This is a genomic window from Streptomyces sp. NPDC056987, assembly GCF_042673865.1.
Lineage (GTDB): Bacteria > Actinomycetota > Actinomycetes > Streptomycetales > Streptomycetaceae > Streptomyces.
Genome location: NZ_JBHURV010000005.1, coordinates 1 through 23056 on the forward strand (window position 1 = coordinate 1; position 23056 = coordinate 23056).

Below are 23056 nucleotides of genomic sequence, written 5' to 3' on the forward strand. Positions count from 1 at the left end.
GGACCCGGTTGCGCGGGCCCCGGCCGGTGAGCCGGCCTGGGTCTGAACGGGTCAGGTGCGCCCACGCGGGACCGGGTTCCGGACCGGCCCCGGCAGAGGCGCTGAGGCGTTAAGGCGCTAACGGTCGCAACTGGTACGGCCCGGATACCAACGGCACGCCATCGCCGCGAAGCCGCCGTCCGCGACCACCGGCACGGACAGCGTCGCGTCACCGCGCACGGTCCTGCCCTCGCGTACCAGTCCGCCGGGACCGTCCGTGACCGTCTCCACCAGCCATGTGCCGTGGCCGAGGCGCAGCGGGACCTCGGCGGTGCGGGCCTCGCCCGCGAAGATGCCGCCGATGAACCAGCGTCCGCCGTCGCGCCGGGCCAGGACCGCGCTCCTGCCCGGGTCACCCGCCAGCAGCTCCGTCGTGTCCCAGGCCGCCGGGATCTGCTCCAGGAAGCGCCGGGCCTCGGGGCGCGCGTCGTACGACTCCGGCGTGCCCGCGAGATTCTGGATGCCGGACTCGTAGAGCACGGCGAGCCCCACCTCGCCGGCGTCCGAAGCCGCGTTGGGACGCTCCGCACGATGGAAGGCGCCCGGCGTGTAGTCCATCCCGCCGATGACATTGCGGGTGAAGGGGAGCGTCGCCAGGTGCTCCGGGGTATTGGTCCTCTTCTCCTCACCGCTGACGCCCTCCAACGTCATGACCTGCGGCCATGTGCGGTGGATGCCCTTGGGGATCGTCGAGCCGTGGAAGTTGACGAGGAGGTGGTGCTTCGCGGTTCCGGCCAGGATCGCGTCGTACCAGCGGAAGGTCTCCTGCGCCTCGGAGTCCATGAAGTCGATCTTCACGCCCTTGACGCCCCACTTCTCCAGTGTCGGCAGCCACTGCTGCCGCTCCTCAGGAGTGTCGAGGTCGCGTTGGTGGATCCAGACCTGGATGCCGACGCCGCGCTCGCGGCCGTATCGCACGAGCTCCGGCATCCAGCTGTTCGTCTGCCAGTCGGGGTCGGTGACATCCCACTGGTCCGGGTCGAAGTACCAGCCCGCGTCGACCACGGTGTACGGCCAGCCGCGCTCAGCCGCGTAGTCCACGTACGCCTTCTGCTTCTCCAGGCTCTGCCCGGCCGGCCTGCCCCCGGCGAGCCAGGTCCACAGCGCGGGCGCGGGCTTGATCCAGGAGGTGTCGCGGACCTTCGAGGCGGGGGCTATGTCGTCGACGAACGTGGATTCGGTGACGGTCGCCAGATCGCCGGTGATCACGGCACGCCAGGGGGTGGTGAGAGCCCCGTCGACCCGCACCTGTTCGTCCCAGAGCCTGACGCGGTAGGTGGCCGATCCCGCGTCGTGGGAGAGGCGCGCGCCCGAGTAGGTCCCGGTGAGGTCGGACTCCGCGACCAGTGCGTAGGTGTCACCGGTCCTGAAGAGCGCCTGCATCATGTACTCGCCGGCGGGCGCGTCGGCCGCGTCGTACCGGGCGAACAGATTCTCGTTGTCCTTCCGGTACTTGCCGAGCCAGGACGCCGAACCCGCGGGCAGGGTGAAGGCGGAGGTCTCACCGAGCACATCGCCGGTGTCGCCGGGCAGGACGTAGCGGTACGCGACCCCGTCGTCGGAGACCCGCACGAGCAGATCGAGCCTGGCGCCCTCCGCGGTGCCGAAGCGGAAGCGCGCCTCGGTCATCCGGGCACGGCGGTCGCGCTCCTTGCCGACGGTGGTGCGGTACGACTCGGAGACCGTGCGTTTTCCGAGCCCGAGGAAGTGCAGCCCGGCGGAGAGGTCGGCTCTTTCGGTGACGATGCCGACGGGAGAGGGCTCGATGACGGTCTCCCCGTCGTGGGTCACCTCCAGCGACGGACTGCCGCTGGAGGGATCGAGTCTCAGCATGGCGCCGGGACCGTGCCCGGCTCGCGCGGACGGGGCGGAAACCTTCCAGGCGGCAGGCTCGGCGCGGGCCGGGAGCGCGGTGACGAGCGCTGCGGCGAGGCCGAGACACAGCATCAGGACTGTCGCACGGATACGGTCATGGACCGCCATAGGGATCCATCCCTTCCTCCATAGACATCGGATGAATGGGAGGGTGGCGGGGATTTGAGGGCCTGTCAATGAATCTGACGCGCAATTCATTGGATGGCTGAGAAGCCGTTGCCGCCCCGATGGCGCGGTCTCTCTTGATCGAAATGGATCGCGATCTGGTTGTGCCGCAGCCGGTGCGGCGCGGACCTCGGCCCCCGGCGACCCCGCTTCCCCGGTGCGGTACCTGTTAGGTACCGTAGGTGTATGCCGTCACTCAACATCAGCTTCACCGACGACGAGCTGGAGGCCGTGCGCGCCGCCGCCGCCGCCGAGGGCAAGTCGCTCAAGCAGTACGTCCACGACCTGCCTCTGCGTGAGCAGCAGCGGCTGCAGTTCCTCCGCTACGCCGTCACCTGGGGCGAGCAGCACAAGGGCGAGTTCGACGAGGCGTTCGCCGGCGAGGTGCCGCCCGCCCCGGGCGGCAGGCAGCAGGTGGAAGCAGCCTGATGCCGGTCCTGTACATCGATGTGGCCTGGCTCCTGGATGTACAGGAGCAGGCCGTTCCGGAGGACGTGTCCGTGGCCGACTACTCGGCGCTCGTCGCGGCCGTCGCCCGGCACAAGACCCGCATCCCGCGCCCGGCCACGAGCGAACCCGACGTGTCCTGGCGCGCCGCGGCCCTCATCCACACGCTGGTACGGCTGGAGCCGCTGCCGTACCGCAACAGCCTGTACGCCTGCCAGGTGGCCGCCGCGTACATGCACGCCTCGGGTGAGGGCATCGACCCGCCGTACGGGGCGCTCGTCGAGCTGGTGCGCGCCATCCAGTCCGGCAAGGCCAGCGTCTACCAGGCCGCGGACCGGTGTCCTGGTCGGGGACACCGGAGCCCGGCCGTCCCGCCCCCCGGCCCGGGGCGGCCGGAAGCGCTGCCGGGAACGAGTACACCGCGACCGCCCGCCCCGGGGAAAGCGAGTTTCGGTGGTCACGACGCCCAGAACACGGTCCGGAGTGCGCACGGTGCACGGTCCGGGGCGGATCCCGCGCTCCGCCCGTGGCGGGCGGGCCGCCTCCTGGTCACGGCGCACGGTCGGCGTCGGGCGCCGGATCGCACCGGCCCAGCCGCGGGCCCTCGCCCGAGAAGTGGAAGGCGTACACGAGATCGTGCACGCCCGAGCCCGTCGCCAGCAGATCCCGCCCCAGCAGCCGCTCCGCGGTGCGCAGCCGGGCCGCGACCGTGGTGCGGCTGCCGCCCAGGCGCCGGGCGGTCCGGCGTGCGTCGGCGTTCGACTCGATCCAGGTACGGAGCGTGTCCCGGACGCGCTGATGGCGGGGGTCCCGCAGCGGGCCGAGGAACTCCGCCGCCCACGCGGCGGCCGGGGACGGGACGGCCACCGGTGCCGGGCCGTCGGCGGGTGCGCCGTCCTGGTGCAGTGTGGTGACGGCCAGGGCCAGCGCGGCCCGCGCGCGGATGTCGCGGAGGTCGAGGCCGAGCGCGGCCTCGGACCGCTTGAGGTGGGCGGTGACCGTGTTGCGGCTGATGCCCAGCAGGGCGGCCACCCCGGACCGGGGGAAGGAGAGGGCGAGGCGGGTGGTCTCGGCGGTCAGCTCCGGCAGGAACCGCAGCGGTCGCAGCAGGGCGTGGGCCCAGGCGAGCGTCTCCGCACGCGGCAGCAGCCGCTCCAGCGGCTCCTGCCTCCGGTAACCGGCCACCCTGCCGGGGGTGTTGCCGGCGACCGCCAGCGCGTGCCGGGCCTCTTCGTACGCCGCGGCCGTCGCGCGCAGCGGATGCGGGGAGCTGACGCCCAGCGCGTACTCCTCGCTCTCGGCGACCAGTTCGCGCAGGACGCCGCCCAGCTCCGGCGGGGCGTGCTCGTCCTCGGCGACGAGGCAGATCAGATGCTCGTCGTAGACCGGGCAGCGCACCATCAGGGCCCGGCCGTGGTAGCCGGCGGGGTCCTGGTGGGCCTGGGCGATCCGGTCCCGTTCGCCGGGCCGGCAGCGCAGCAGATGCACCCGGATCCGGTCGGCGCCCAGCAGCTCGGGAACGGCTCCGGTCGTCATCCGCCGGGCCAGGACGGGGTCGCCCGCCATGAGCGCCATGAAGAGCGCCACCCGCATCTGGTGGGCCTTCTCCTGGTAGTCGCGGAAGACCGTGCCAGCCGCCCGGGCGCGGTGCAGCAGGGCGATGATGTGGCCGGTGTGCGAGGCGGCGGCCGCCTCCTGGCTGGTGAGCCGGTCGGCCCCGGCCAGGATGAGCACCCGGTGCGGGCTGTCCGGGCCGACGCGCTCCAGCCGTACCCGTACCGCGCCCACCTCGGTGGCCGCGGCGGCCATCCGGCCGGTGGCCAGCCGGGTGAGCACCGGTGCGAGCGCGGGCAGTATCTCCCGGGGAAAGCCGGGCGTCGACAGCTCCACGGTGTGCCCGCGGCCGACCAGGGCGACCTCCGCGCCGAGCTGCCGGTGGAGCCAGTCGACGACCCCCTCGACCCCCGCGTCCGGCCGCCAGGCCTGCCGGCCGACCAGATAGAGCAGTTCGTCGAGCCGGCCCGCGGGCGGGGGTGTCTCGGGCCGGCCACGCATACGTACTCCTGACAACTCCGCCGACGGCCCCCTGAACAGGGACAGTTTACGGCGTGGTCACCCCGCCTTCTTCACGAACTCCGTGGTGTACGTCTTCTCCAGGTCGACCTTGGCGTTCTTGAGGTTGGGGTTGAACGCCTTCAGGACCCGCTCGACCGTCGCGGGCCCGTCGGCCGGCATCACCCCGTCCGTCGTGAACATCGGCAGGGTGCTCCTGATCGACTGCGCGTACAGCTCCTTGCCGCCCTGCGCGTAGTCCGCCGGCATCTTCGCGGCGATCTCCTCGGGGGTGTGCGAGGACATCCAGCGGAGCGTCTTCACAAAGGCGTTGGCCAGCTTCTGCACCGTCTCCTTGTTGCCGTTCACCCAGTCGGTGTTCATGTAGAGACTGGAGGAGGGGTACGGTCCGCCGAGCGCCTCCTTCGACCCCTCGGGCGTCCGCATGTCGACGAGGACCTTGCCGAGCTTCTTGTCGAGGATCTGCGCGACGGTGGGGTCGGTGGTCATACCGCCCTCGATGGAGCCCTGCTGGAGCGCGGAGATGAAGGTCTGCCCCGCCCCGACCGCCACCGTGGAGAACTCCTCCGTCGACACCCCGTCGTTGACCGCGAGGTACTTCGTGAGGAAGTCGGTGGACGAGCCGAGCCCGGTGACCCCGAGCTTCTTGCCCTTGAAGTCCTTCGGGGAGGTCAGCCCGGCCGCCGCCTTGTTCGAGACGACCTCGACCTCACCGGGGGCGTGCGAGAACTGCACCACGGACTCCACCTGCTTGCCCTTGACCTGAAGATCGAGGGTGTGGTCGTAGAAGCCCACGACGCCCTGGACGTCCCCGGAGACGAGCGACGTGGTGGCCTGCACGCCCGCCGGTTCGGTGAGGAGCTGCACGTCGACGCCCTCCTCCTTGAAGTAGCCCAGTTTCTGGGTGAGCATCGCGGGCAGATAGATGACCTTGTCCAGGCCGCCCACCATGATCTTCACCTTGCCGCCGGAGCTCCCGCCGGCGGCGGAGTCGCCGCCGCAGCCGGTGACGGTGGACAGGGCGAGCAGCGCGGAGACCGTCGCCGCCGACATTCTGAGATACGTACGCATGGCCGGTCACGTCCTTGTGAGGAGAAGCGGGGGAGTTGTCGGGTGGTGGTGGGAGCGGGAGGAGGGGCGCCGTCAGCGCTCGGCGCCGGACTCGGCCGGCTTCCAGCGGAAGAGGCGTTTCTCCAGGAAGGTGAGGAGCGCCTCGGCGAGCAGGGCGACGACCGCGAGGATCACCATCGCCGCGTACACCCCGGCCGCGTTGAAGGTGCCCTGCGAGGCCGAGACCAGCAGCCCGATGCCCTTGGTCGCGCCGATGTACTCGCCGACGATCGCGCCGATCAGCGCGAAACCGAAGCTGACGTGCAGGCTGGTGAAGATCCACGAGGTGGCGGAGGGGATCACCACCTGAAGGGTGACCTGACGGTTGCTCGCGCCGAGGATCCGCGCGTTGGCCACCAGGTTGCGGTCCACCTCCCGCGCGCCCTGGAACGCGTTGAAGAAGACGGGGAAGAAGACCAGCACGACCGCCGAGGCGACCTTGGAGGCCGGGCCGAGGCCGAACCAGATGAGGAAGATCGGGGCGAGGACGATCCTCGGCAGCGCGTTGAGCACCTTGATGTACGGGCCGAGCACATCGGCCAGGAAGCGGACCCGGCCGAGCGCGATCCCGAGGACCACACCGCCGGTCACCCCGATGACCCAGCCGAGCAGCGCCTCGTACAGCGTGTACCAGATCTGCTCCCACAGGGGGCCCTGCGGGGTGCCGTGCACCGCCCACTGCACGATCTGGTCCCAGATCTTCGACGGCATCGAGAAGTTGAAGGGATCGATGACGGCCGCCCTGGCCAGCCACTCCCACATCCCGATCAGGGCGATGAGCAGCAGGACCCGGGCCCCGTACACCAGGACCTGCCGGTTGCGCGCGGCGCGCGCCCGGGCGCGGGTACGGTCGCCGCCCCCGTCCTGTGCGGTGGCGGCGGGCTTCGCGGGGACCGCGCCGGCGGTCACGGTCTCAGGCGGCATCGGCCGCACCCCTCTCGCGGGTGATCCGGACCTCTTCGCCGAGCGACGACCAGATCTCCCGGTAGATCTCGATGAACCGGGGTTCCAGCCGTACGGACTCCACCTTGCGGGGGCGCGGCAGGTCGACGGTGAAGACCTCCTTGACGGTCGCGGGACCGGCCGTCATGACCACGACCTTGTCGGCGAGGGCGATCGACTCCTCCAGGTCGTGGGTGACGAAGACGACCGAGGCGCCCGTCCCGGCCCACAGCTCCAGCAGTTCGTCGGACATCAGCGCGCGGGTCTGGACGTCGAGGGCCGAGAACGGCTCGTCCATGAGGAGAAGTTCGGGGTCGTTGACGAAGGTCGCGGCGAGCGCGACGCGCTTGCGCTGGCCGCCCGAGAGCTGGTGCGGGTAGCGGTCCTCGAAGGACGCGAGCCCGACCCGGGCGAGCCACTCGCGGGCCCGCTCCCTGGCCTCGGCCTTGGGCACACCGCGGAAGCGGGGGCCGGCCATCACATTGGACAGGACGGTGCGCCAGGGGAACACGGCGTCCTGCTGGAAGACGAATCCGATCTTGTCACCGATGCCGTCGACCGGCTCGCCGGCCACCAGCACCTCGCCCTCAGTGGGCTCCTCCAGACCGCTGACCAGGGTCAGCGTCGTCGACTTGCCGCATCCGGTGGGGCCGACCACGGCGACGAACTCGCCGCGTTCGACCGTCAGATCCAGATCCCTGACGGCGGTGTGAAGCGCACCGGACGGGGTCCGGAACGCCTTGCTCGCTCCCCGCAGCTCGATGGCTGGGCTCGTTCTGCTGCTCATGGGCCGGGAGGCTAGGAGTGACCCGGACCACAGCGGCAGTCTTGTGGGCGCAACCCGTCGTTGTGCGCGCAAACCGCGTTCTGCTCATTCTGCTCACGCCCGGACGACAAAAGAACCGCACAGGGCTGGGCAGCGGCGCCCCGGCGGCTTACGTTTCGTTCACAACGGTGTTAAACGGAGACAGCCGTTCCCCGCGGCGGGACGGATCCGGGAGCAGCGTGATCCGGGCGGAACAGGATCCGGGAAGAGCGGAACGGCCGGCGGGCCGGACATGAGGAGGACCTATGCGTGTGCGCTGGCCCCGCCGTGTCTTCGCCCAGGTGCTGGCCGCGCAGCTCGCCCTCACCACCGGGGTGATGACCCTCGCCACCTGCCTCTTCCTGGCTCCCCTCGGCTCCGAGCTGGACGACGAGGCGATGCACCGCGCCCTCGCCATCGCCCAGACGACCGCCGCCGATCCCGACATCGCCCGGGAGGTGCTCACCACCGCGCCGAGCGCCCGGGGCCCGGTGCAGACCGAGGCCGAACACATCCGGCGGGCCACGGACGCGCTCTACGTCGTGGTGATGGACACCCGCGGGGTGCGCTGGTCCCACACCAACACCGCCGAGATCGGCCGCCATGTCTCCACCGACCCGAGCGTCGCGCTCTCCGGCCGCGAGATCCGCCAGATCGACGACGGCACCCTGGGCCGCTCCGCCCGCGCCAAGGTGCCGCTCCTGGACCCCGGAGGGAAGATCGTCGGCGCGGTCTCCGTCGGCATCGCGTACGCCAGTGTGCGGGAGCGGCTGCTCGACGCCGTGCCCGCCCTGCTGCTCTGCGCGGGCGCCGCGCTCGCCGTCGGGGCGCTCGCCGCCTACGCGGTCTCCCGCCGGCTGCGCCGCCGCACCCACGGGGTCGCCTTCGCCGACATCTCCGCCCTGCTCGACGAGCGCGAGGCGATGCTGCACGGCGTACGGGAGGGGGTCGTCGCCTGCGACCGGTACGGCAGGATCCGGCTGGCCAACGACGAGGCGGCCCGGCTGCTCGGGCTCGGCGCCGACGCCACGGGACGCCCGCTGGACGAGGTCCTGCCGCCCGGCCGGACCACGGACGTGCTGGCGGGGCGCGTGACGGGGACCGATCTGCTGACCGTCAGCGGCCGCCGGGTCCTGGTCGCCAACCGGATGCCGACCCGGGACGGCGGGGCCGTCGTCACCCTCCGGGACCGGACCGAGCTGGAGCAGCTCGGACGGGAACTCGACAGCACCCAGGGACTGCTGGACGCGCTGCGCGCGCAGGACCACGAACACGCCAACCGGCTGCACACCGTACTCGGACTCCTCGAACTCGGGCGCCACGAGAAGGCCGCCGCGTTCGTCGCCGAGATCGCCGACACCCACCGCTCCTCCGCGGAACAGATCGCGGAACGGGTGCACGACCCGCTGCTGTCGGCGCTCCTCGTCGGCAAGGCGGCCGTCGCCGCCGAGCGCGGTGTGTCGTTGCGGGTCTCCGCCGCCACCCTGCTGCACGACCGGGTGGTGGACCCGCGCGACCTGGTGACCGTGCTCGGCAACCTCATCGACAACGCGCTCGACGCCGTCGCCGGGCACCGGGACGCCGCCCCGGGCGGTGCGGAACACACCGGCCCCCGCGCCGAACCCTTCGTGGAGGTCGAACTGCGGGCCGAGCACACCACCGCCGTCCTCCGGGTCGCCGACACCGGACCCGGTGTGCCGCCCGCGCTGCGCGACCGGATCTTCGCCGAGGGCTGGTCCACCAAGCACACCGGGCATCCCGCCCACCCGCCGCTCCCGGCCGGCCGGGAGCACCTGACGCCGGGGGAGACGGCCGCGCCGGGCCCGGTCGCCTTCCACCGGGGCAGAGGGCTCGGCCTGGCCCTGGTGCGCCGGCTCGCGGAACGGTACGGCGGGATGGCCCGGGTCACCGCCCGCGCCGGGGGAGGAGCGGTCTTCACCGTCGTCCTGCCCGAGGCGCTCACCCCGGCCCCCGCCGAGGGGGACGACACCGTGGGGGACGACACGGCCGGGGACGGATTCGCCGAGCGTCAGCTCATGGCAGCAGGAGAGCCCCAGTGATCGATGTCCTCGTCGTGGACGACGACTTCCGCGTCGCCGAGATCAACGCCGCGTACGTGGCCCAGGTGCCCGGCTTCCGGGTCCGGGCCCGTGCCCATACCGCCGCCCAGGCGCTGGCCACCCTGGAACGCGACCATGTCGATCTGGTCCTGCTCGACCACTACCTCCCGGACGAGACGGGCCTGACCCTGGTGCGCCGGATGCGCCAGCTCGGCCACCAGGCCGATGTGATCATGGTGACGGCCGCCCGTGACGTGGCCACGGTCCGGGCGGCGATGCGCTACGGCGCGCTCCAGTACGTCGTCAAACCGTTCAGCTTCTCCGGGCTCAGCGCCAAGCTCGACGGGTACGCCGCGCTGCGCCGCACCCTCGACGGCGTCGGCGGCCGGGGCGAGGCCGGCCAGGAACAGGTGGACCGTATCTTCAGCGCCTTCAAGACGGCGGACACCCCGCGCTCCGAGCTGCCCAAGGGGCACTCCGCGGCGACGGTCGGCCTGATCCGCCGGGTCCTGGGCGCGGCGGGCCGGCCGCTCTCCGCGCACGAGGTGGCCGAGCGCACCGGGGTCAGCCGCTCCACGGCCCAGCGTTATCTGAAGTACCTGGAGCGTACCGGCCATATCAGTCTCACACTGAAGTACGGCGACACCGGGCGCCCGGAACACCGTTACGCCTGGGCCCCGGTGCCGTGACCCGGGCCGCCGCCTTCCCGCGGCCCGGGTCCGTCCCCCCGGCCCTGGGCGGCCGGAGGGACGGACCGGGCCCGCGCCGGGCTCAGTTGACGTACACGCTCGGGCTGCCGGACTGGCTGGTGTCCTTGACCGGGCCGTACTTGGCGGAGAAGTAGCTGGAGGCGGGGCAGGTGATGGGGCCCGACGACCGGCTGAACAACTGGTTCGCGAACGTGATGGAGTTGTCGGTGTTCGACGTCGTGCCGTTCAGCCCCGTGGAGGTGTAGACGCAGGTCGTCGTGCCGAGGATGGTGCTGAGTTTGACCGTCGTCTGCACCACGCCGGCGCTTCCCGCGGTCACCGTGAGCGCGCCGGCCGAGGCGACCGAGGTGGTGAACGGCAGGTGCTCGACCGTGATGCTCTGCACCCCGGTGGTGCCGATGATGTTGCTGGTGCACCCGCCGAAGGTGTGCGCGGTGAGCGACTCGGTGGCGGTGCCCGGGGCGGCCGGATTCCCGGTGACCGTCGCGGTGAACTGCGAGGCGGTGCAGGTGATGCCGGTCGTGCCGCCGGAGGTGGTACGGATCGCGACGGTCGTGCCGGAGCTGAGCGAGGACGTGAGCACATCGCCGACGGCGACGGCGGAACCGGCCGCGCTGCCGTAGGTGAGCACATTGCCCGCCGCCGCCGAGGTCCCGGCGGCGGCCGCCGGACCCACGGCGAGAAGGGCGGCGGCGGTGGTGAGGCCGGCGGCGGAGAGAAGAGTGCGTCGTGCGCGCATGCGAAGTCCCTTTCGCGAAGGCGGGTGGGGAGAGTGACGCGGAGACATGCCCGGGTGGGGCGGTGGGTGCGGTGACGGGTACGGCGGTGCCGAACGCCCCGCCGCGGCTCGGCCACGGGGCGGAGAACGGGTGGGAACGGGGCCGGCGCCACGGACCCGTTCCCGTGCCGGGGACGAGCCGCGGCACAGGAATCCGCGGACGGGAATCCGCGGAAGGAAACGGCGGAAGGAAACGGCAGAAGGAACCGCGGAGGAGAACCGCGGAAGGAGAACCCAAGAGGGTTGTAGACCTGTCCGGGCGACCGAGTCAAGGTTTCAAGTGTCAACCGGCAGAGGAAAGTTACCCACGGTACGCCGACGTCGGCGGGGGTGTCCGGACGCGCACCCGCCGTGAGCTGCCGACGGTCCGCCCGGGACCCGGCGAGACCGTGACCGTACCGCGCACACGATCAACACCCAATTTTCACAAGGCTGTTGACCCCGACCATACCTGGGAGTAACTTCACCTCGACTCCCACGGCCGCGCCGTCGCCACACCGGGAAAACCCGTCGGCGCCGGGAGTCGTCCGCGCCAGGACCCCGCCGCGCAAGCTCGTTCCGGTCACCACACCCTCAGGAGCAGCTCATGGCCACGTCCGAACTCACCGGTGGTGAGGCAACGCCCGAGGGCGACGAACCGCGAGGAAGGGTACGGCTGCGCCGGGCGGCCGTCATGGGCGTACCGGCGTTCGCGGTGGCCGCCGCGCTGGTCGTCCTCACCGCCCAGGGCGCCATCGCCGCGCAGTTCGCCATCTCCGGCATGCCCTTCGTGGTCACCGCCGACCGCCTGGAAGCCGAGGGCTTCGAGCAGTTCGGCGGGATGGACGAAATGGCTCCGGGCAGCCCCAACGCCGGTGACACCGGCGGGCAGGTGCTGGTCGTCATCTCCGCCATCAAGAAGGCCGAACTCACCAAGCTCTGCCAGAGCGTCGAACTCGGCGGCACCTACCTGCACATCACCGCGGGCAACAAAGGCACCCCGGTCTCCGCGACCGATCTGGCCACCGACTCCACCGAACTCAGCGGAACGCAGGCGGACTTCAAAAACATCGAGATCGGCGGGGACGCCAGCACCTTCACCAAGGCCGGCGTCAAGGGCCCGCTGGGCGTCTTCGGACAGCAGGCCGACACCGTCGTCATCACCAACCTGCGGCAGACCAACTACGCCACCACCGCGGCCCGGTTCACGCTGCCCAACCTGAAGCTCAACTTCAGCTCGAAGGGCTGCTGAGCGTGGTTCCGCCGCCCGGGGCGGCGGAACCCCCGGCGGGGACCGCCGCCCCCGCCGGGGAGGACCGCCCGCAGCGCAGCCGGGGGCGCTTCGCCACCTGGCGAGGCCGCCGCCCGTTCTGGGGCGGTTTCCTGCTGCTGCTCGGCGGGGGCGAGATCCTCCTCACCGAACAGGCCTCCATCTCCGTCGTCCTCCAGGCGGGCGCGGGCGGCATCGCCGCCTATGTCCTCCCGCTGATCATGGTGGTGTGCGGGCTGCTGCTGATCCTCAACCCCGCCCAGCGGCTCTTCTACTCCGTCATCGGGGTGCTGACCGCGCTCGGCACCTGGGTCACCTCGAACCTCGGCGGCTTCGTCATCGGTCTGCTCCTCGGCGTCATCGGCAGCTCCCTGGCCTTCGGCTGGCTGCCCGACCAGCAGCCGCGCCGCCGGCGCCGCTCCGGACGGCGGCCCGCGGCCCCCGTCCCGGCCTCCGCGCCCACCCCCGCGACGGACCCTCCCGCCTCCTGACCCCGTCCCGCCCCGCCCCGATCCGACCCCGGCCGCCACCGGCCACCCCTCCACACACGAGCGGCCCCGAGCGGGCCCGGCCCCACCGGCCGGGCCCGCTCAGTCATGCCCGGGGGCCCAGCACGGCAGTCCGTCGAAGCGCTTCGATCGACCTATGGACAGGTCATCGGCATGCCAACTACCCTCGAACACAGTGTTGTCGAAGCGCTTCACCCCACAACGGCCCGCCTTGGAGAGCTGAATGGTCACCCTCGCCGATGTAGCTCAGCATGCCGGAGTCTCCGCCAGCACGGTGAGCTATGTCCTCAGCGGCAAGCGGTCCATCTCCGCCACCACCCGCGAGCGGGTCGAGCGCAGCATCGAACAGCTCGGCTACCACCCCAACGCGGGAGCCCGCGCCCTCGCCAGCAACCGGTCGAACATCATCGCCCTCATGATGCCGCTGCGCACCGACATGTATGTGCCGGTGATGATGGAAATCGCCCTCGCCGTCGCCACCACGGCCCGCACCTTCGGATACGACGTCCTCCTGCTCACCGGCGAGGAGGGGCCGACCGCGGTGCGCCGCGTCGAGGGCAGCGCCCTCGCCGACGCCATGATCCTGATGGACGTGGAGCTGCACGACGACCGGCTGCCGCCGCTGCGCGAGACACACCGGCCCGCCGTCCTGATCGGACTCCCCGCCGACACCACCGGACTGAGCTGCGTCGACCTGGACTTCGCCGCCGCGGGCGCCCTCTGCGCCGAGCACCTCGCCGGACTCGGACACCGGGAGATAGCCGTCATCGGCGAGGCGCCGGGCGTCTACGAACGCCTCACCGGCTTCGCCGAACGCACCCTGAGCGGACTGCGGGAGCGCAGCGCCGAGCTGGGCCTGCGGGTGCTGCACCGCCCGTGCGAGGGCAGTTACGCGGCGGTCTCCGCCACCGTCGGCCGGATCTTCGACGAACGCCCCGGCACCACCGCCTTCATCGTCCAGAACGAGGCCGCCACCGACCCGCTGCTCGCCCTGCTGCGCCAGCAGCGCCGCGCGGTGCCCGAGGACGTCTCGGTCGTCGCCATCTGTCCCGACCAGGTCGCCGTGCACGCCTCGGTCCCGCTGACCTCCGTCGCCGTCCCGGCGCAGGAGATGGGGCGGCGCGCGGTCGAGCAGGTCGTCGCGAAGCTCGCCGGACGCGGCACCGACGAGGTCGTCCTGATCGGGCCGGAGCTCACCGTACGGGAGAGCGCGGGCCCCCGGGCCACGCCCGGGAACCCGCTCTAGTACCCGACGCGTCGTCAGTTGCCGCTGACCGAGAAGCTGTTGGTCACGAAGTCCAGGCCGCCGGAGGACGAGGTGATCTCGTACCCGAACTGGACGTCACCGACGGTCACATTGCCCCACCACCCCTTGGTGTCCTTGATCCACTTGAGGATCGGCAGGACGTCGACCGTCCCGGAGGTGGAGTTCGAGGTGCGCAGGAACGAGAACACCTCGTTGGAGCCGTTGGACCCCTTGTAGACGTTCCAGGAGTGGCCGCCCAGCGTGACCGATCCCTGCGAGGTGCCGAGCGGGCCCACCGCACCGCGGTAGTTCACCCACAGCATGATCTCGTAGTCGTAGTTGCTGTCCCAGATGTCGTACGAGGTGTTGTAGGCACCCGACGACGGCACGGTGACGTTGTAGCTGCTGCGCAGCGAGGAGAGCGAGTTCAGCGGCTTCCCGATCACCTTCTTGGCGTTCGGGTACGACTTGATGCCGCCGGTGTTGGGATGGTTGGCCCACACCCCCCAGTTGGACGAGGAGTTGGCCCAGATGGTCTGCGGGCCGGTGCCCGAACCCCAGATGTTGTTGTAGAGCGTGTAGCCGTCGGACGTGGTGTAGTTGCCCCACTGGTCCGACGAGGACCAGATCGCCGCCTGCGCGGGTGCGGCGGCGAAGCCGACGAGCGCGGCGAACGCGACCACGGGGGCGAGCAGCAGCCGTTTCCAGATGCGCAGTGCCATGGTTCCCTCCATGGGTGGGGGAGTACCGCGGCCCCGGGGCGGAGCCGCGGCCTCGCCAGCCTCGTAGCCCCGTGGAGCGCGGGGACCGTGGGGGTGCCGGCGAAGGTCTTCGGTCGTGCGGTGCGCTCGTGGTGCGGTGTCCGGGGCACGGCGAGGGCTCCCTCGCGGGTCACACGGCGCGGGCCCCGGCGCGGGCCGGTGGACTACCCGGGGAGCGGGCGGAGCACGGCGACCCCGAAGCGGTCCAGCTCGACCGCGCCGTCCACGGGCCGGCCGCCGAGCACCTCGTGATGACGGCCGTCGACCGGGACCGTGACGGCCTTGCCGCCGTGATTCAGCAGGAAGAGGAGATCGCCGCGGCGCACCGCCTCCACGCCCTCGGGCAGCCCCTCCAGTGTGGGGGAGACTCCGGCCTCCCCGGCGATCCGCGTCAGCAGCGCGCGCAGGGCCGCGGGTTCGGGGAGCGTGGAGACGTACCAGGCGCGCCCGTGGCGTACGACGGCCGGCAGACCGGCCAGCTCCCCGCTGCGGTACGAGGCGACCGCCTCGCCCGTGGACAGCTCCAGCTCCTCCGACCAGAGCCCCGCGCGGAACCCGTCGCACTCCACGGTCTCGTCCGCGTCGAGCGGCCACCACTCGTGGAGCGTGCCGATGCCGAACAGGGTGCGGAGCCGGGCGTCCATGCCGCCGGCCCGCACCCGGTCGTCCTCGTCGGCGACCCCGGTGAGGAAGCCGCACACCAGGGTGCCGCCGCGCGCGACATGGCCGAGCAGGTTCTCGATGGCGGTGTCGTCGAGCAGGTAGAGATGCGGGACGACGACCAGCCGGTACCCCCGCAGATCGTGGTCGGGCCGGGCGAACGCGGTGGGCAGGTTCGACTCCCACAGCGCGCGGTGCCAGTCCCGTACGATCCGCGCATGGTCGAGGCGGTCGGAGAGCCGGCCGTCCTGCTGGTCCGCCCACCACGAGTCCCAGTCGTGCAGGACGGCGATCTCCTCCGCCCGCACCCGGGTACCGGACACCTCAGGGCCCAGCACCGCGAGATCGGCGCCGATCCGCCGGATCTCGCGGAAGGCGCGGCCGCTCTCGCCCGCGTGGCCGAGCATCCCCGAGTGGAACTTCTCAGCGCCCTGCCGGGACTGGCGCCACTGGAAGTAGCAGATCGCGTCGGCCCCCCGGGCCACGGACTGGAGCGACCAGAGCCGGTTCAGCCCGTACGGCTTGGGAGGGTTGACGCCCCGCCAGTTGACGGCCCCGGCCGCCTGCTCCATCACCGCCCAGGGTCCCTTCGCCTGGGAGCGCGTCATGTCGCCGATCATCGCGCCCAGCTGACCGGCGGCCGGGTCCTTCGGATCCGGATAGATGTCGACCGAGACGACGTCCTCGTGCTCCGCCCACTTCCAGGCGTCCTGACCGATCCAGAACGGCATGAAGTTGGTGGTGACCGGGATGTGCGGGGTGTGGCGCCGGACGATGTCCCGCTCGGCGACGTAGCATTCCAGCAGCGCGTCGGAGGTGAAGCGCCGGAAGTCCAGGGCCTGCCCCGGGTTCTTCATGTACTGGGCCCGCCGGGGCGGGATGATCTCCTCCCAGGAGTCGTACCCCTGGCTCCAGAACGCCGTTCCCCAGGCCTCGTTGAGGGCGTCCAGACCGCCGTATCTGGCCCGCAGCCAGGCCCGGAAGTGCCGGGCCGTCCCGTCGCACCAGCAGTGGGTGCAGTACTCGTTGTTGATGTGCCACAGGTGCAGCGCCGGATGGCCGCCGTACCGCCGCGCCAGGTCCTCGGTGAGGGCGGCGGCGTACTCGCGGTAGACGGTGGAGCTGGCACAGAACTGCTGGCGCGAGCCCCACCACACGGTCCTGCCGTCCTCGTCGCGCGGCAGGGTCTCCGGGTGTCGTGCGCCCATCCACGGCGGCGGGGAGGCGGTCGGGGTGGCCAGCACCACGCCGATGCCATGGCTGTCCATGAGATCCATGAGCCGGTCCAGCCAGCCGAAGTTCCGTGCGCCCGGGCGCGGTTCGAGCTTCGCCCAGGAGAAGACGCCGAGGGTCACGGAGTTGACCCCGGCCTCCCTCATCAGCCGGGCGTCCTCGTGCCAGGTCTCCTCGGGCCACTGTTCGGGGTTGTAGTCACCGCCGAACAGGACCCGGCCGCGGGTGGAGTCGTCCAGGGAAGGCATCAGGCGGGGTCTCCGTACTGGATGCCACGGCCGTTGGTGCCCAGATAGACCCGGCCGTGGACACGGGGGTCGCCGGTGATCGTCTCGCCGGTCCATCCCCACTGGTGTGCGTCGTCGTTGATCCTGGTCCAGCTGGCGCCGGTGTCGTCGGAGCGGTACACACCGACGAAGTTCTCCGTCGCGCCGGTCTGGAAGACGGCGGGGTACGAGGCGCCCGGGGCGGCCTTGCCGAAGCCGAGGGCGTACGAGCCCCAGCAGCTCGTCAGTTTGGTGAAGGTGGTACCGCCGTCGGTGGACCGGTACAGGCCGTTCCACTTGGCCGAGAGCCACAGGTCACCGGTGCGGCCCGGGGCCGCCGCGATCCGGAACTGGACGTCCCCGGAGGGCAGCCCCGACGCGCCTTTCGTGAAGGTCGCGCCGCCGTCCGTGGACCGGTACACCGCGCCGCCGTCGGTGTCGTACCCGTAGAACCGCCGGGGGTCCGCCGGGTCCGCGACCGGCACCGCGCCCTTGGGGAACGTGGTCACCTCGCTCCAGGAGGCGCCGTTGTCCGTGGAGCGGAAGCCGGGGTGCTTCGTACCGTCCCAGTGGACGAACGACCACAGCAGGGTGGCGCCGTCGGCGCTCACCGCGATCGGCCCCGGCGCGGTCGAGGCGATCGCGGGCTGCGCGGCGAACGGCGCCCAGCTCCGCCCGCCGTCGTTCGAGTAGGCCCCGTTGCCCGCGTCGCCCCAGCCGGTCCGCACGACGTACGCGGGCTTGAGCGCGGCCAGCGCCAGTCCGGTGGCCGAGCCGAAGACCGGATTGGCGGCCATGCCCCGGGACGGGGAGGCGGTCAGCGAGTCGTGGTACATCACCCCGATGTCCCCGAGGCCGCTGAGCAGGGGCGCGGTCCCGGTGGGCGGCGAGATGAGCTGCCGTACCGCGGACTCCTCCAGGCCCCGGATCTGCGGCGCCCAGCGCACCAGGTCACGGGTGCCGTACAGGGTGGCGCCCGTTCCGAACACCAGGTGCCTGGAGTCGTACGGGTCGAGCGCGACGGCCTGGATCCACCAGCCGAACTTCGGTGCGGAACCGCCCCAGTTGAGGTACGGGGTCTCCCGCACGTCCAGGACCGCCGCCTCCTTGAGCGAGGTCCAGCTCCGTCCGCCGTCGGTGGACCGGTACAGGGTGTCGACCGGCCCCCAGCGGTTGTTGGTGGAGACGACCACCGTTCCGGCGACCCGGGCGTCGACGGCCACACCGCCGTAGCCGAAGGCGTCGCCCCCGCCGGGCCTGACCGGGGTCACGTCCGTCCAGGCGCCGGTGGCGGTGTCGAGCCGGCGCACCGAGCCGTCGGTCTGGTTGTTGGGCCCCGGCGTGTTGGCGTACGTGACGTACAGCGCCCGGGTGTTCGCGTCGTAGGCGGCCCGGACCGGCACCTGGGCGGCGGAGCCGGCCGGTTGGCCCGGTACGGCCTCCCAGTTCACCCCGTCGCCCGTACGGTAGAGGGCGCCGCCGCCGTCGCCCCACCCCGCGTACACCACCCGGCCGGCGGCCACCAGCAGGGTGATGCCCTGGCCGGAGGGGTTCGGGGCGGGCGGGAAGGCGGCGGCGGACCAGGTGGCGCCCCGGTCCGCCGACCTGAGGAGCCCGTTGTGGCGGGTGCCGAGATAGAGCGTGTCGCTGTTCAGCGGCGAGACGAGCAGCCGCTCACCGGTGCCGCGCCCGTCCTCGTTGGCGCCGAGCTTCACCGTGAGATCGCTGCGGCTCCAGGTCGCGCCCCGGTCCGTGGAGCGCAGCACCGCGCCGTTGCCCGCCCAGGACTGCGTGTAGGCGCCCAGCGCGAGATAGACCCGGTCGGGCTGGGCCGGGTCGACGGCGACGGCCTCGACACCGAGCAGGTTGTAGTCGTCCCAGCCGATGTGGTCGGTGAGCGCGGTCCAGGTGGCGGTCGCGTCGTCCCAGCGGTACGCGCCGCCGATGTCGGTACGGGCGTACGCCAGGCCCTTGACCGCCGGGTGGAAGAGCACCCCGGTGATGAACCCGGTCCCGCCGATGGCCGCGGTGCGCCAGCGGTACGCCTGCGCGGCCACAGCCGCGCCGGCCCGGTCCGCTGCGGCCGCCCCGGGGGCGGCGGCGGGCGCGGCGCCCGGCCGGTCAGCGGCGGCCGCGGCGGGCGCGCCGGTCAGGGCGAGCGCCGCGGCGGCTCCGGACGCGGTGGTGAGCACGGTACGTCTGCTGTGTCCCTGGTGCGGCTCGGACATGACGTCACCTTCCGTCGGTGGGGGGCGTGACGAACGGGGTGCTGTGCTGTACGGGCGGTGCTGTGCGTGGGGGAGGGCACGCGGCACGGCGGGGCGCGGTCAGCCCTTGACGGCGCCGGTGAGCATGCCCTTCCTGAAGTGCTTCTGGACGAACGGCGAGACGACCGCCACGGGGAGCAGCGCCAGCACCATGACGGCCATCTGCACCGAGAGCGGCGAGAGCTGTCCGGTCTTGATCTGCTGGCCGAGTCCGGCCGGCGGCTCCTGCTTCTGCACGAGCTGGATCATCACGTTCTGCAGCGGCATCATCTCCTGGTCGGTCAGGTAGATCGACGCGTTGAACCAGGCGCTCCAGTAGCCGACGGCGTAGAACAGCGCGATGACTGCGAGGACGGCGCGGGAGAGCGGCATGACGATCTGCCAGAGGATCCGCAGGTCGCCCGCGCCGTCGATGCGCGCGCTGTCCATCAGCTCCGGCGAGATGTTCATGAAGAACGAGCGCAGCACCAGGATGTTGAAGACGCTCACGGCGCTCGGCAGGATCAGCGCCAGATAGCTGTCGGTCAGCCCGAGCGCCTGCACCAGCAGATACGTGGGGATCAGGCCGGCCCCGAAGAACATCGTGGCGAGGAGGGTCAGCAGGATCCAGCGGTGCCCGAGCGAGTTGGTACGGACGAGCCCGTACGCGCACAGGACGGACACCGTCATGCTGAAGAGCGTGCCCACCAGGGTCACCCCGAGGCTGACGAGGGCCGCGCGCTGCACCTGGCCGCCGCCGAGCAGTTCCTGGTAGGCGATGAAGGTGAGGTCCTTGGGGACCACCACCAGCCCGCCGGCCTCGGCGATGGTCTCCCGGGAGGAGAGGCTGGTGACGATCACGATCCACAGCGGGAAGAGGATCGCGAGGCAGGCGGCGGTCAGCGCGATGCCCTTGCCCGCGAGGCCCGCCCTGGTCGGCTCCTCCTCCCAGACGGGGCGCGGCGGGGCGGCCCAGCGGCCCGGCGGACGCGGCGCCCCGCCGCCCGTGCCGGAGGCCCCGGGGTTTTCGGCGCGGGTGGCCATGTCCGTACCGGGGTCGGTGAGACTCACTTCTTGTACACCCCCTGCTCACCCATGAGATGGGCGACCTTGTTGGCCGTGAGGACCAGCCCGAGGCCGATGACGCCCTTGATCAGGCCGGCCGCCGCCGCGTAGCTGAAGTCCTGGTTCCTGATGCCCGACCACCACACGAAGGTGTCCAGCACTTCCGCCGCGTCACGCCCCACGGCGTCCCGCTGGAGGAGGATCTGCTCGAAGCCGACGGTCAGCGCGTCGCCCACCCGCAGCACCAGCAGCAGCGCGATCACCGGGCGCAGGGCGGGCAGCGTGACGTGCCACATCCGCCGCCAGCGGCCCGCGCCGTCCATGGCCGCCGCCTCGTACAGCTCGTGGTTGACGGAGGAGAGCGCGGCGAGGAAGACGATGATGCCCCACCCGGCGTCCTTCCAGACGCCCTCGGCCGTCACCAGGAACTTGAAGACGCCCGGGTCGGTCATCAGGTCGAAGCCGTCGATCCCGTGCCGGCGCAGGGTCTGCGCGATGATCCCCGCGCCGCCGAAGATCTGCTGGAAGACGGTGACGACCAGCACCCAGGAGAAGAAGTGCGGCAGATACATGACGGCCTGCGCCACCGCGCGCACCCGGGGCCTGATCACACTGTTGATGAGCAGGGCCAGCGCGATGGGGACCGGGAAGTACAGCACGAGCTGGAGGAAGAACAGGACCAGGGTGTTCCGCGCCGCCGCCCAGAACGCGGAGTCGGCGAAGATCCGCTGGAACTGCTCGAAGCCGACCCAGGGGCTCTGCACCATCGCGATGAAGCCGTTGTCGCTGAGATACGGGTCGTAGTCCTGGAAGGCGACGACATTGCCGAGGATCGGTACGTAGGCGAAGACCAGGACCAGGAGCAGCGCCGGCAGGGTCATCAGGAGGAGCGTCCGGTCGCGCCGCAGCCGGATCCGCCACCCGAGCTTCGGCCCGCTCTCCTTCCGCCGCCCCGGCTTCCGCTCCACCACCCGGGGCAGTGTCCCGGCCCGGGACCGCCCTGCGTCCGCCGCTCCGGCCGGTTCGCCGTCCCCGGCGGGCGGCGCGTCCGGCACTGTGCTGTGCGACACGATGAACTCCTCGTTCTCTCGCGTCAGTTCGCGGCCGGTCCGGACGCGTCGAGCAGCTTCTTGTACCAGTCGCGCAGCTTGTCGCCGCCCTGGCTCTTCCAGTCGGAGACGGCCTGCTGCATGTCGCCGACCTTCTTCCGGCCGCGGACGACGTCGTCCTCCAGTTGTTCGAAGTTGTCCGCGAGATTGGTCCAGCGGCCCGGCTCGGTGACGGTCAGCCCGTAGAAGGGGGTCTTCTTGGTGAAGGCCCCCATCCGCTGCTGCCACTCGACCTGGGCCTTCGCGATCTCGGGGCGGTCCGGGTGGGCGATGTACGCGGCCGGGTCACCGGTGTAGTCGAAGGCCCCGACGATGTCGATGTTGCCCTGGTCGTTCTTGACCGGCAGCCCGTCCTTCACCGAGAAGTGGGTGCCCTCCACCCCGTAGTCGGTGAGCATCCGCTCCGTGGTGCCGTACGGCGCGGCGGTGAAGTTGGAGACGGCGAGCACATCCCGGACGAGCTTCTCCGGCGATCCCTTCCTGACGAAGGCCCACATCCCCGCGGGCTGCTGGGCGTAGAGCCGCGGATCCCCGCCGTCATGGCCGAAGATGTCCATCGCGCCCATCTCGAACTCGGCCTTGGACCTGCCGGTCTGCTCGACGGACTTGCCGTACCAGCTCGACAGGTCCTGGTTGTAGATCAGCACCTGCCCCGAGACGAACCGGTTGCCGCCGTCGCCCTGGACGGCCCTGGCGTCCGGGTGTACGACATCGGCCGCGTACAGCTTCCTCATCCACTCCAGCGCTTCGAGGTACTCCGTGGTCTCGATCCGGTTGACGAGCTTGCCGTCGACCAGGTCCCACCACAGCGCCTTGTCGCTGCCCGGCGGCACACCGAACACGTTGAAGGCGGTCCACTTCAGGTCGTCGCAGGCCCAGACCTTCGACCGGGCGCTGGTGATCTCCTTGGCGAAGGAGAGGAACCCGTCCGCCGTCGTGGGGAGTTCGTAGCCCTCCTTGTCGAAGATGTCCTTGCGGTAGAAGGGGGCGATGTTCACGACGTACGAGGCGGGCATCGGGATGCCGCGCAGCGCGCCGCCGAAGATCGAGCGCTGCCACGCGTCGGTCGGCACGGCGGCGAGGTTCGGGAAGTCCTTGACCTTGTCACCGGACAGATAAGGGCCGAGATCCTCGAACTTGGCGTTGACCGCGCCGGGGATCTTGCCCGTCAGATTCCAGCTGGGCACGATCACCACGTCGGGGATGTCGCTGGAGGCGAGCACCGCGCCGAGCTTCTCGTCGTAGGTGTTCCCGTCCTGGTTCTGCCAGACGGTGCGCACCCCTATCGCCTCGTTCATCGCCCGGTAGTACGCGTTCGAGCCGGCCGGCGGTGTGCCCCAGAACGGGGACATGATCTTGATGGTGCTCCCCTTGCCGAGCTTGCCGGCGACGGAGGACTTCTGCTCGGCGGCGGGGATGAAACGGGTGAACCCCGCCGAAGACCCGTTCCTGGACGGGATGTCCGGCGGCACGACACTCCGCGCCGCGAAGGCCGGAAGGATCTTCCGCGCGTCCTTCCCGGAGGTGGCGCCCTCCTTCTTGCCGCTCTGCCCACCGCCGCAGGCGGTCAGCAGCGGGGCCCCGCCGGCCACCGCGGCGGCGGCGACCGCCGTGGAGGCGAGGAAGCTTCTCCGGCTGGGGGCGGAGGAGGACTTCGGCGTCATTGCGTCAACCCTTCGTGGTGCGCCGGAACACCCGGCGGAGGGCC

18 protein-coding genes and 1 pseudogene are annotated in these 23056 nt (G+C 71.5%); 7 read left to right on the forward strand and 12 right to left on the reverse strand.

Features of this window, described 5'->3' with window-relative positions; translation table 11 throughout:
- Positions 1-117 precede the first annotated feature (117 nt).
- Positions 118-2022, reverse strand: coding sequence for a glycoside hydrolase family 97 catalytic domain-containing protein (locus tag ACFTZC_RS07600; RefSeq protein WP_382887806.1), 1905 nt, complete (start codon positions 2020-2022; stop codon positions 118-120).
- A gap of 243 nt (positions 2023-2265) precedes the next feature.
- Here ACFTZC_RS07600 and ACFTZC_RS07605 point away from each other — a divergent pair, with 243 nt between their 5' ends.
- The gene (locus tag ACFTZC_RS07605) at positions 2266-2508 is read left to right on the forward strand and encodes a hypothetical protein (RefSeq protein WP_365816511.1); all 243 of its coding nucleotides are present in this window, start codon (positions 2266-2268) and stop codon (positions 2506-2508) included.
- Positions 2508-2864, forward strand: a pseudogene (locus tag ACFTZC_RS07610) (toxin Doc); the annotation flags it as partial. The gene ACFTZC_RS07605 and the pseudogene ACFTZC_RS07610, both read left to right, overlap by 1 nt.
- A 211-nt stretch (positions 2865-3075) precedes the next feature.
- Here the strand turns inward: ACFTZC_RS07610 and ACFTZC_RS07615 are convergent.
- The 4 genes from ACFTZC_RS07615 to ACFTZC_RS07630 form a co-directional block, all read right to left on the reverse strand.
- Positions 3076-4581, reverse strand: a complete 1506-nt coding sequence (locus ACFTZC_RS07615) for a helix-turn-helix domain-containing protein (protein WP_382887808.1) — start codon at positions 4579-4581, stop codon at positions 3076-3078.
- Positions 4582-4638: 57 nt separating this feature from the next.
- Entirely contained in the window at positions 4639-5670 is a 1032-nt protein-coding gene (locus tag ACFTZC_RS07620) for an ABC transporter substrate-binding protein (protein ID WP_382887810.1), read from the reverse strand.
- 72 nt (positions 5671-5742) lie between these two features.
- Positions 5743-6633, reverse strand: a complete 891-nt coding sequence (locus tag ACFTZC_RS07625; RefSeq protein ID WP_382887812.1) for an ABC transporter permease — start codon at positions 6631-6633, stop codon at positions 5743-5745.
- Positions 6623-7438 carry an ABC transporter ATP-binding protein gene (locus ACFTZC_RS07630; protein ID WP_382887814.1) on the reverse strand — a complete coding sequence of 272 codons (816 nt, stop codon included), beginning with the start codon at positions 7436-7438 and terminating at the stop codon, positions 6623-6625. Before ACFTZC_RS07630 ends, ACFTZC_RS07625 begins: the two co-directional genes overlap by 11 nt.
- A gap of 284 nt (positions 7439-7722) precedes the next feature.
- Here ACFTZC_RS07630 and ACFTZC_RS07635 point away from each other — a divergent pair, with 284 nt between their 5' ends.
- Positions 7723-9516 (forward strand): ATP-binding protein, encoded by a 1794-nt coding sequence (locus ACFTZC_RS07635; protein WP_382887816.1) that lies wholly within the window; start codon positions 7723-7725, stop codon positions 9514-9516.
- The gene (locus tag ACFTZC_RS07640) at positions 9513-10205 is read left to right on the forward strand and encodes a response regulator (protein ID WP_382887818.1); all 693 of its coding nucleotides are present in this window, start codon (positions 9513-9515) and stop codon (positions 10203-10205) included. Before ACFTZC_RS07635 ends, ACFTZC_RS07640 begins: the two co-directional genes overlap by 4 nt.
- Positions 10206-10287: 82 nt before the next feature.
- Here ACFTZC_RS07640 and ACFTZC_RS07645 read toward each other — a convergent pair whose 3' ends face one another.
- Positions 10288-10965 carry a Tat pathway signal sequence domain protein gene (locus ACFTZC_RS07645; protein WP_382887820.1) on the reverse strand — a complete coding sequence of 226 codons (678 nt, stop codon included), beginning with the start codon at positions 10963-10965 and terminating at the stop codon, positions 10288-10290.
- 625 nt (positions 10966-11590) lie between these two features.
- On the opposite strand from ACFTZC_RS07645, the gene ACFTZC_RS07650 reads away from it, so the two are divergent.
- From ACFTZC_RS07650 to ACFTZC_RS07660, 3 genes are all read left to right on the forward strand, one after another.
- Positions 11591-12235, forward strand: a complete 645-nt coding sequence (locus ACFTZC_RS07650) for a DUF6230 family protein (protein ID WP_382887822.1) — start codon at positions 11591-11593, stop codon at positions 12233-12235.
- A gap of 2 nt (positions 12236-12237) precedes the next feature.
- Positions 12238-12744 carry a DUF6114 domain-containing protein gene (locus tag ACFTZC_RS07655; RefSeq protein ID WP_382887824.1) on the forward strand — a complete coding sequence of 169 codons (507 nt, stop codon included), beginning with the start codon at positions 12238-12240 and terminating at the stop codon, positions 12742-12744.
- Between the two features lie 241 nt (positions 12745-12985).
- On the forward strand, positions 12986-14008 hold the full coding sequence (locus ACFTZC_RS07660) for a LacI family DNA-binding transcriptional regulator (RefSeq protein ID WP_382887826.1): 1023 nt from the start codon (positions 12986-12988) through the stop codon (positions 14006-14008).
- A 14-nt stretch (positions 14009-14022) separates the two neighbouring features.
- Here the strand turns inward: ACFTZC_RS07660 and ACFTZC_RS07665 are convergent, their stop codons facing one another.
- The 6 genes from ACFTZC_RS07665 to ACFTZC_RS07690 all read right to left on the reverse strand — a co-directional run bounded on the left by ACFTZC_RS07665 (position 14023) and on the right by ACFTZC_RS07690 (position 23012).
- Positions 14023-14730, reverse strand: a complete 708-nt coding sequence (locus tag ACFTZC_RS07665; protein ID WP_382887828.1) for a hypothetical protein — start codon at positions 14728-14730, stop codon at positions 14023-14025.
- Positions 14731-14933: 203 nt separating this feature from the next.
- Entirely contained in the window at positions 14934-16910 is a 1977-nt protein-coding gene (locus ACFTZC_RS07670; RefSeq protein ID WP_382887831.1) for a beta-galactosidase, read from the reverse strand.
- The gene (locus ACFTZC_RS07675) at positions 16910-19156 is read right to left on the reverse strand and encodes a 1,4-beta-glucanase (protein WP_382887833.1); all 2247 of its coding nucleotides are present in this window, start codon (positions 19154-19156) and stop codon (positions 16910-16912) included. The genes ACFTZC_RS07670 and ACFTZC_RS07675 overlap by 1 nt, the downstream gene beginning before the upstream one ends.
- 99 nt (positions 19157-19255) lie before the next feature.
- Positions 19256-20218, reverse strand: coding sequence for a carbohydrate ABC transporter permease (locus ACFTZC_RS07680; RefSeq protein WP_382888105.1), 963 nt, complete (start codon positions 20216-20218; stop codon positions 19256-19258).
- A 23-nt stretch (positions 20219-20241) separates the two neighbouring features.
- Positions 20242-21219 carry an ABC transporter permease gene (locus ACFTZC_RS07685; RefSeq protein WP_382888106.1) on the reverse strand — a complete coding sequence of 326 codons (978 nt, stop codon included), beginning with the start codon at positions 21217-21219 and terminating at the stop codon, positions 20242-20244.
- A gap of 113 nt (positions 21220-21332) precedes the next feature.
- Positions 21333-23012 (reverse strand): extracellular solute-binding protein, encoded by a 1680-nt coding sequence (locus tag ACFTZC_RS07690; RefSeq protein ID WP_382887835.1) that lies wholly within the window; start codon positions 23010-23012, stop codon positions 21333-21335.
- Between the last annotated feature and the right edge of the window lie 44 nt (positions 23013-23056).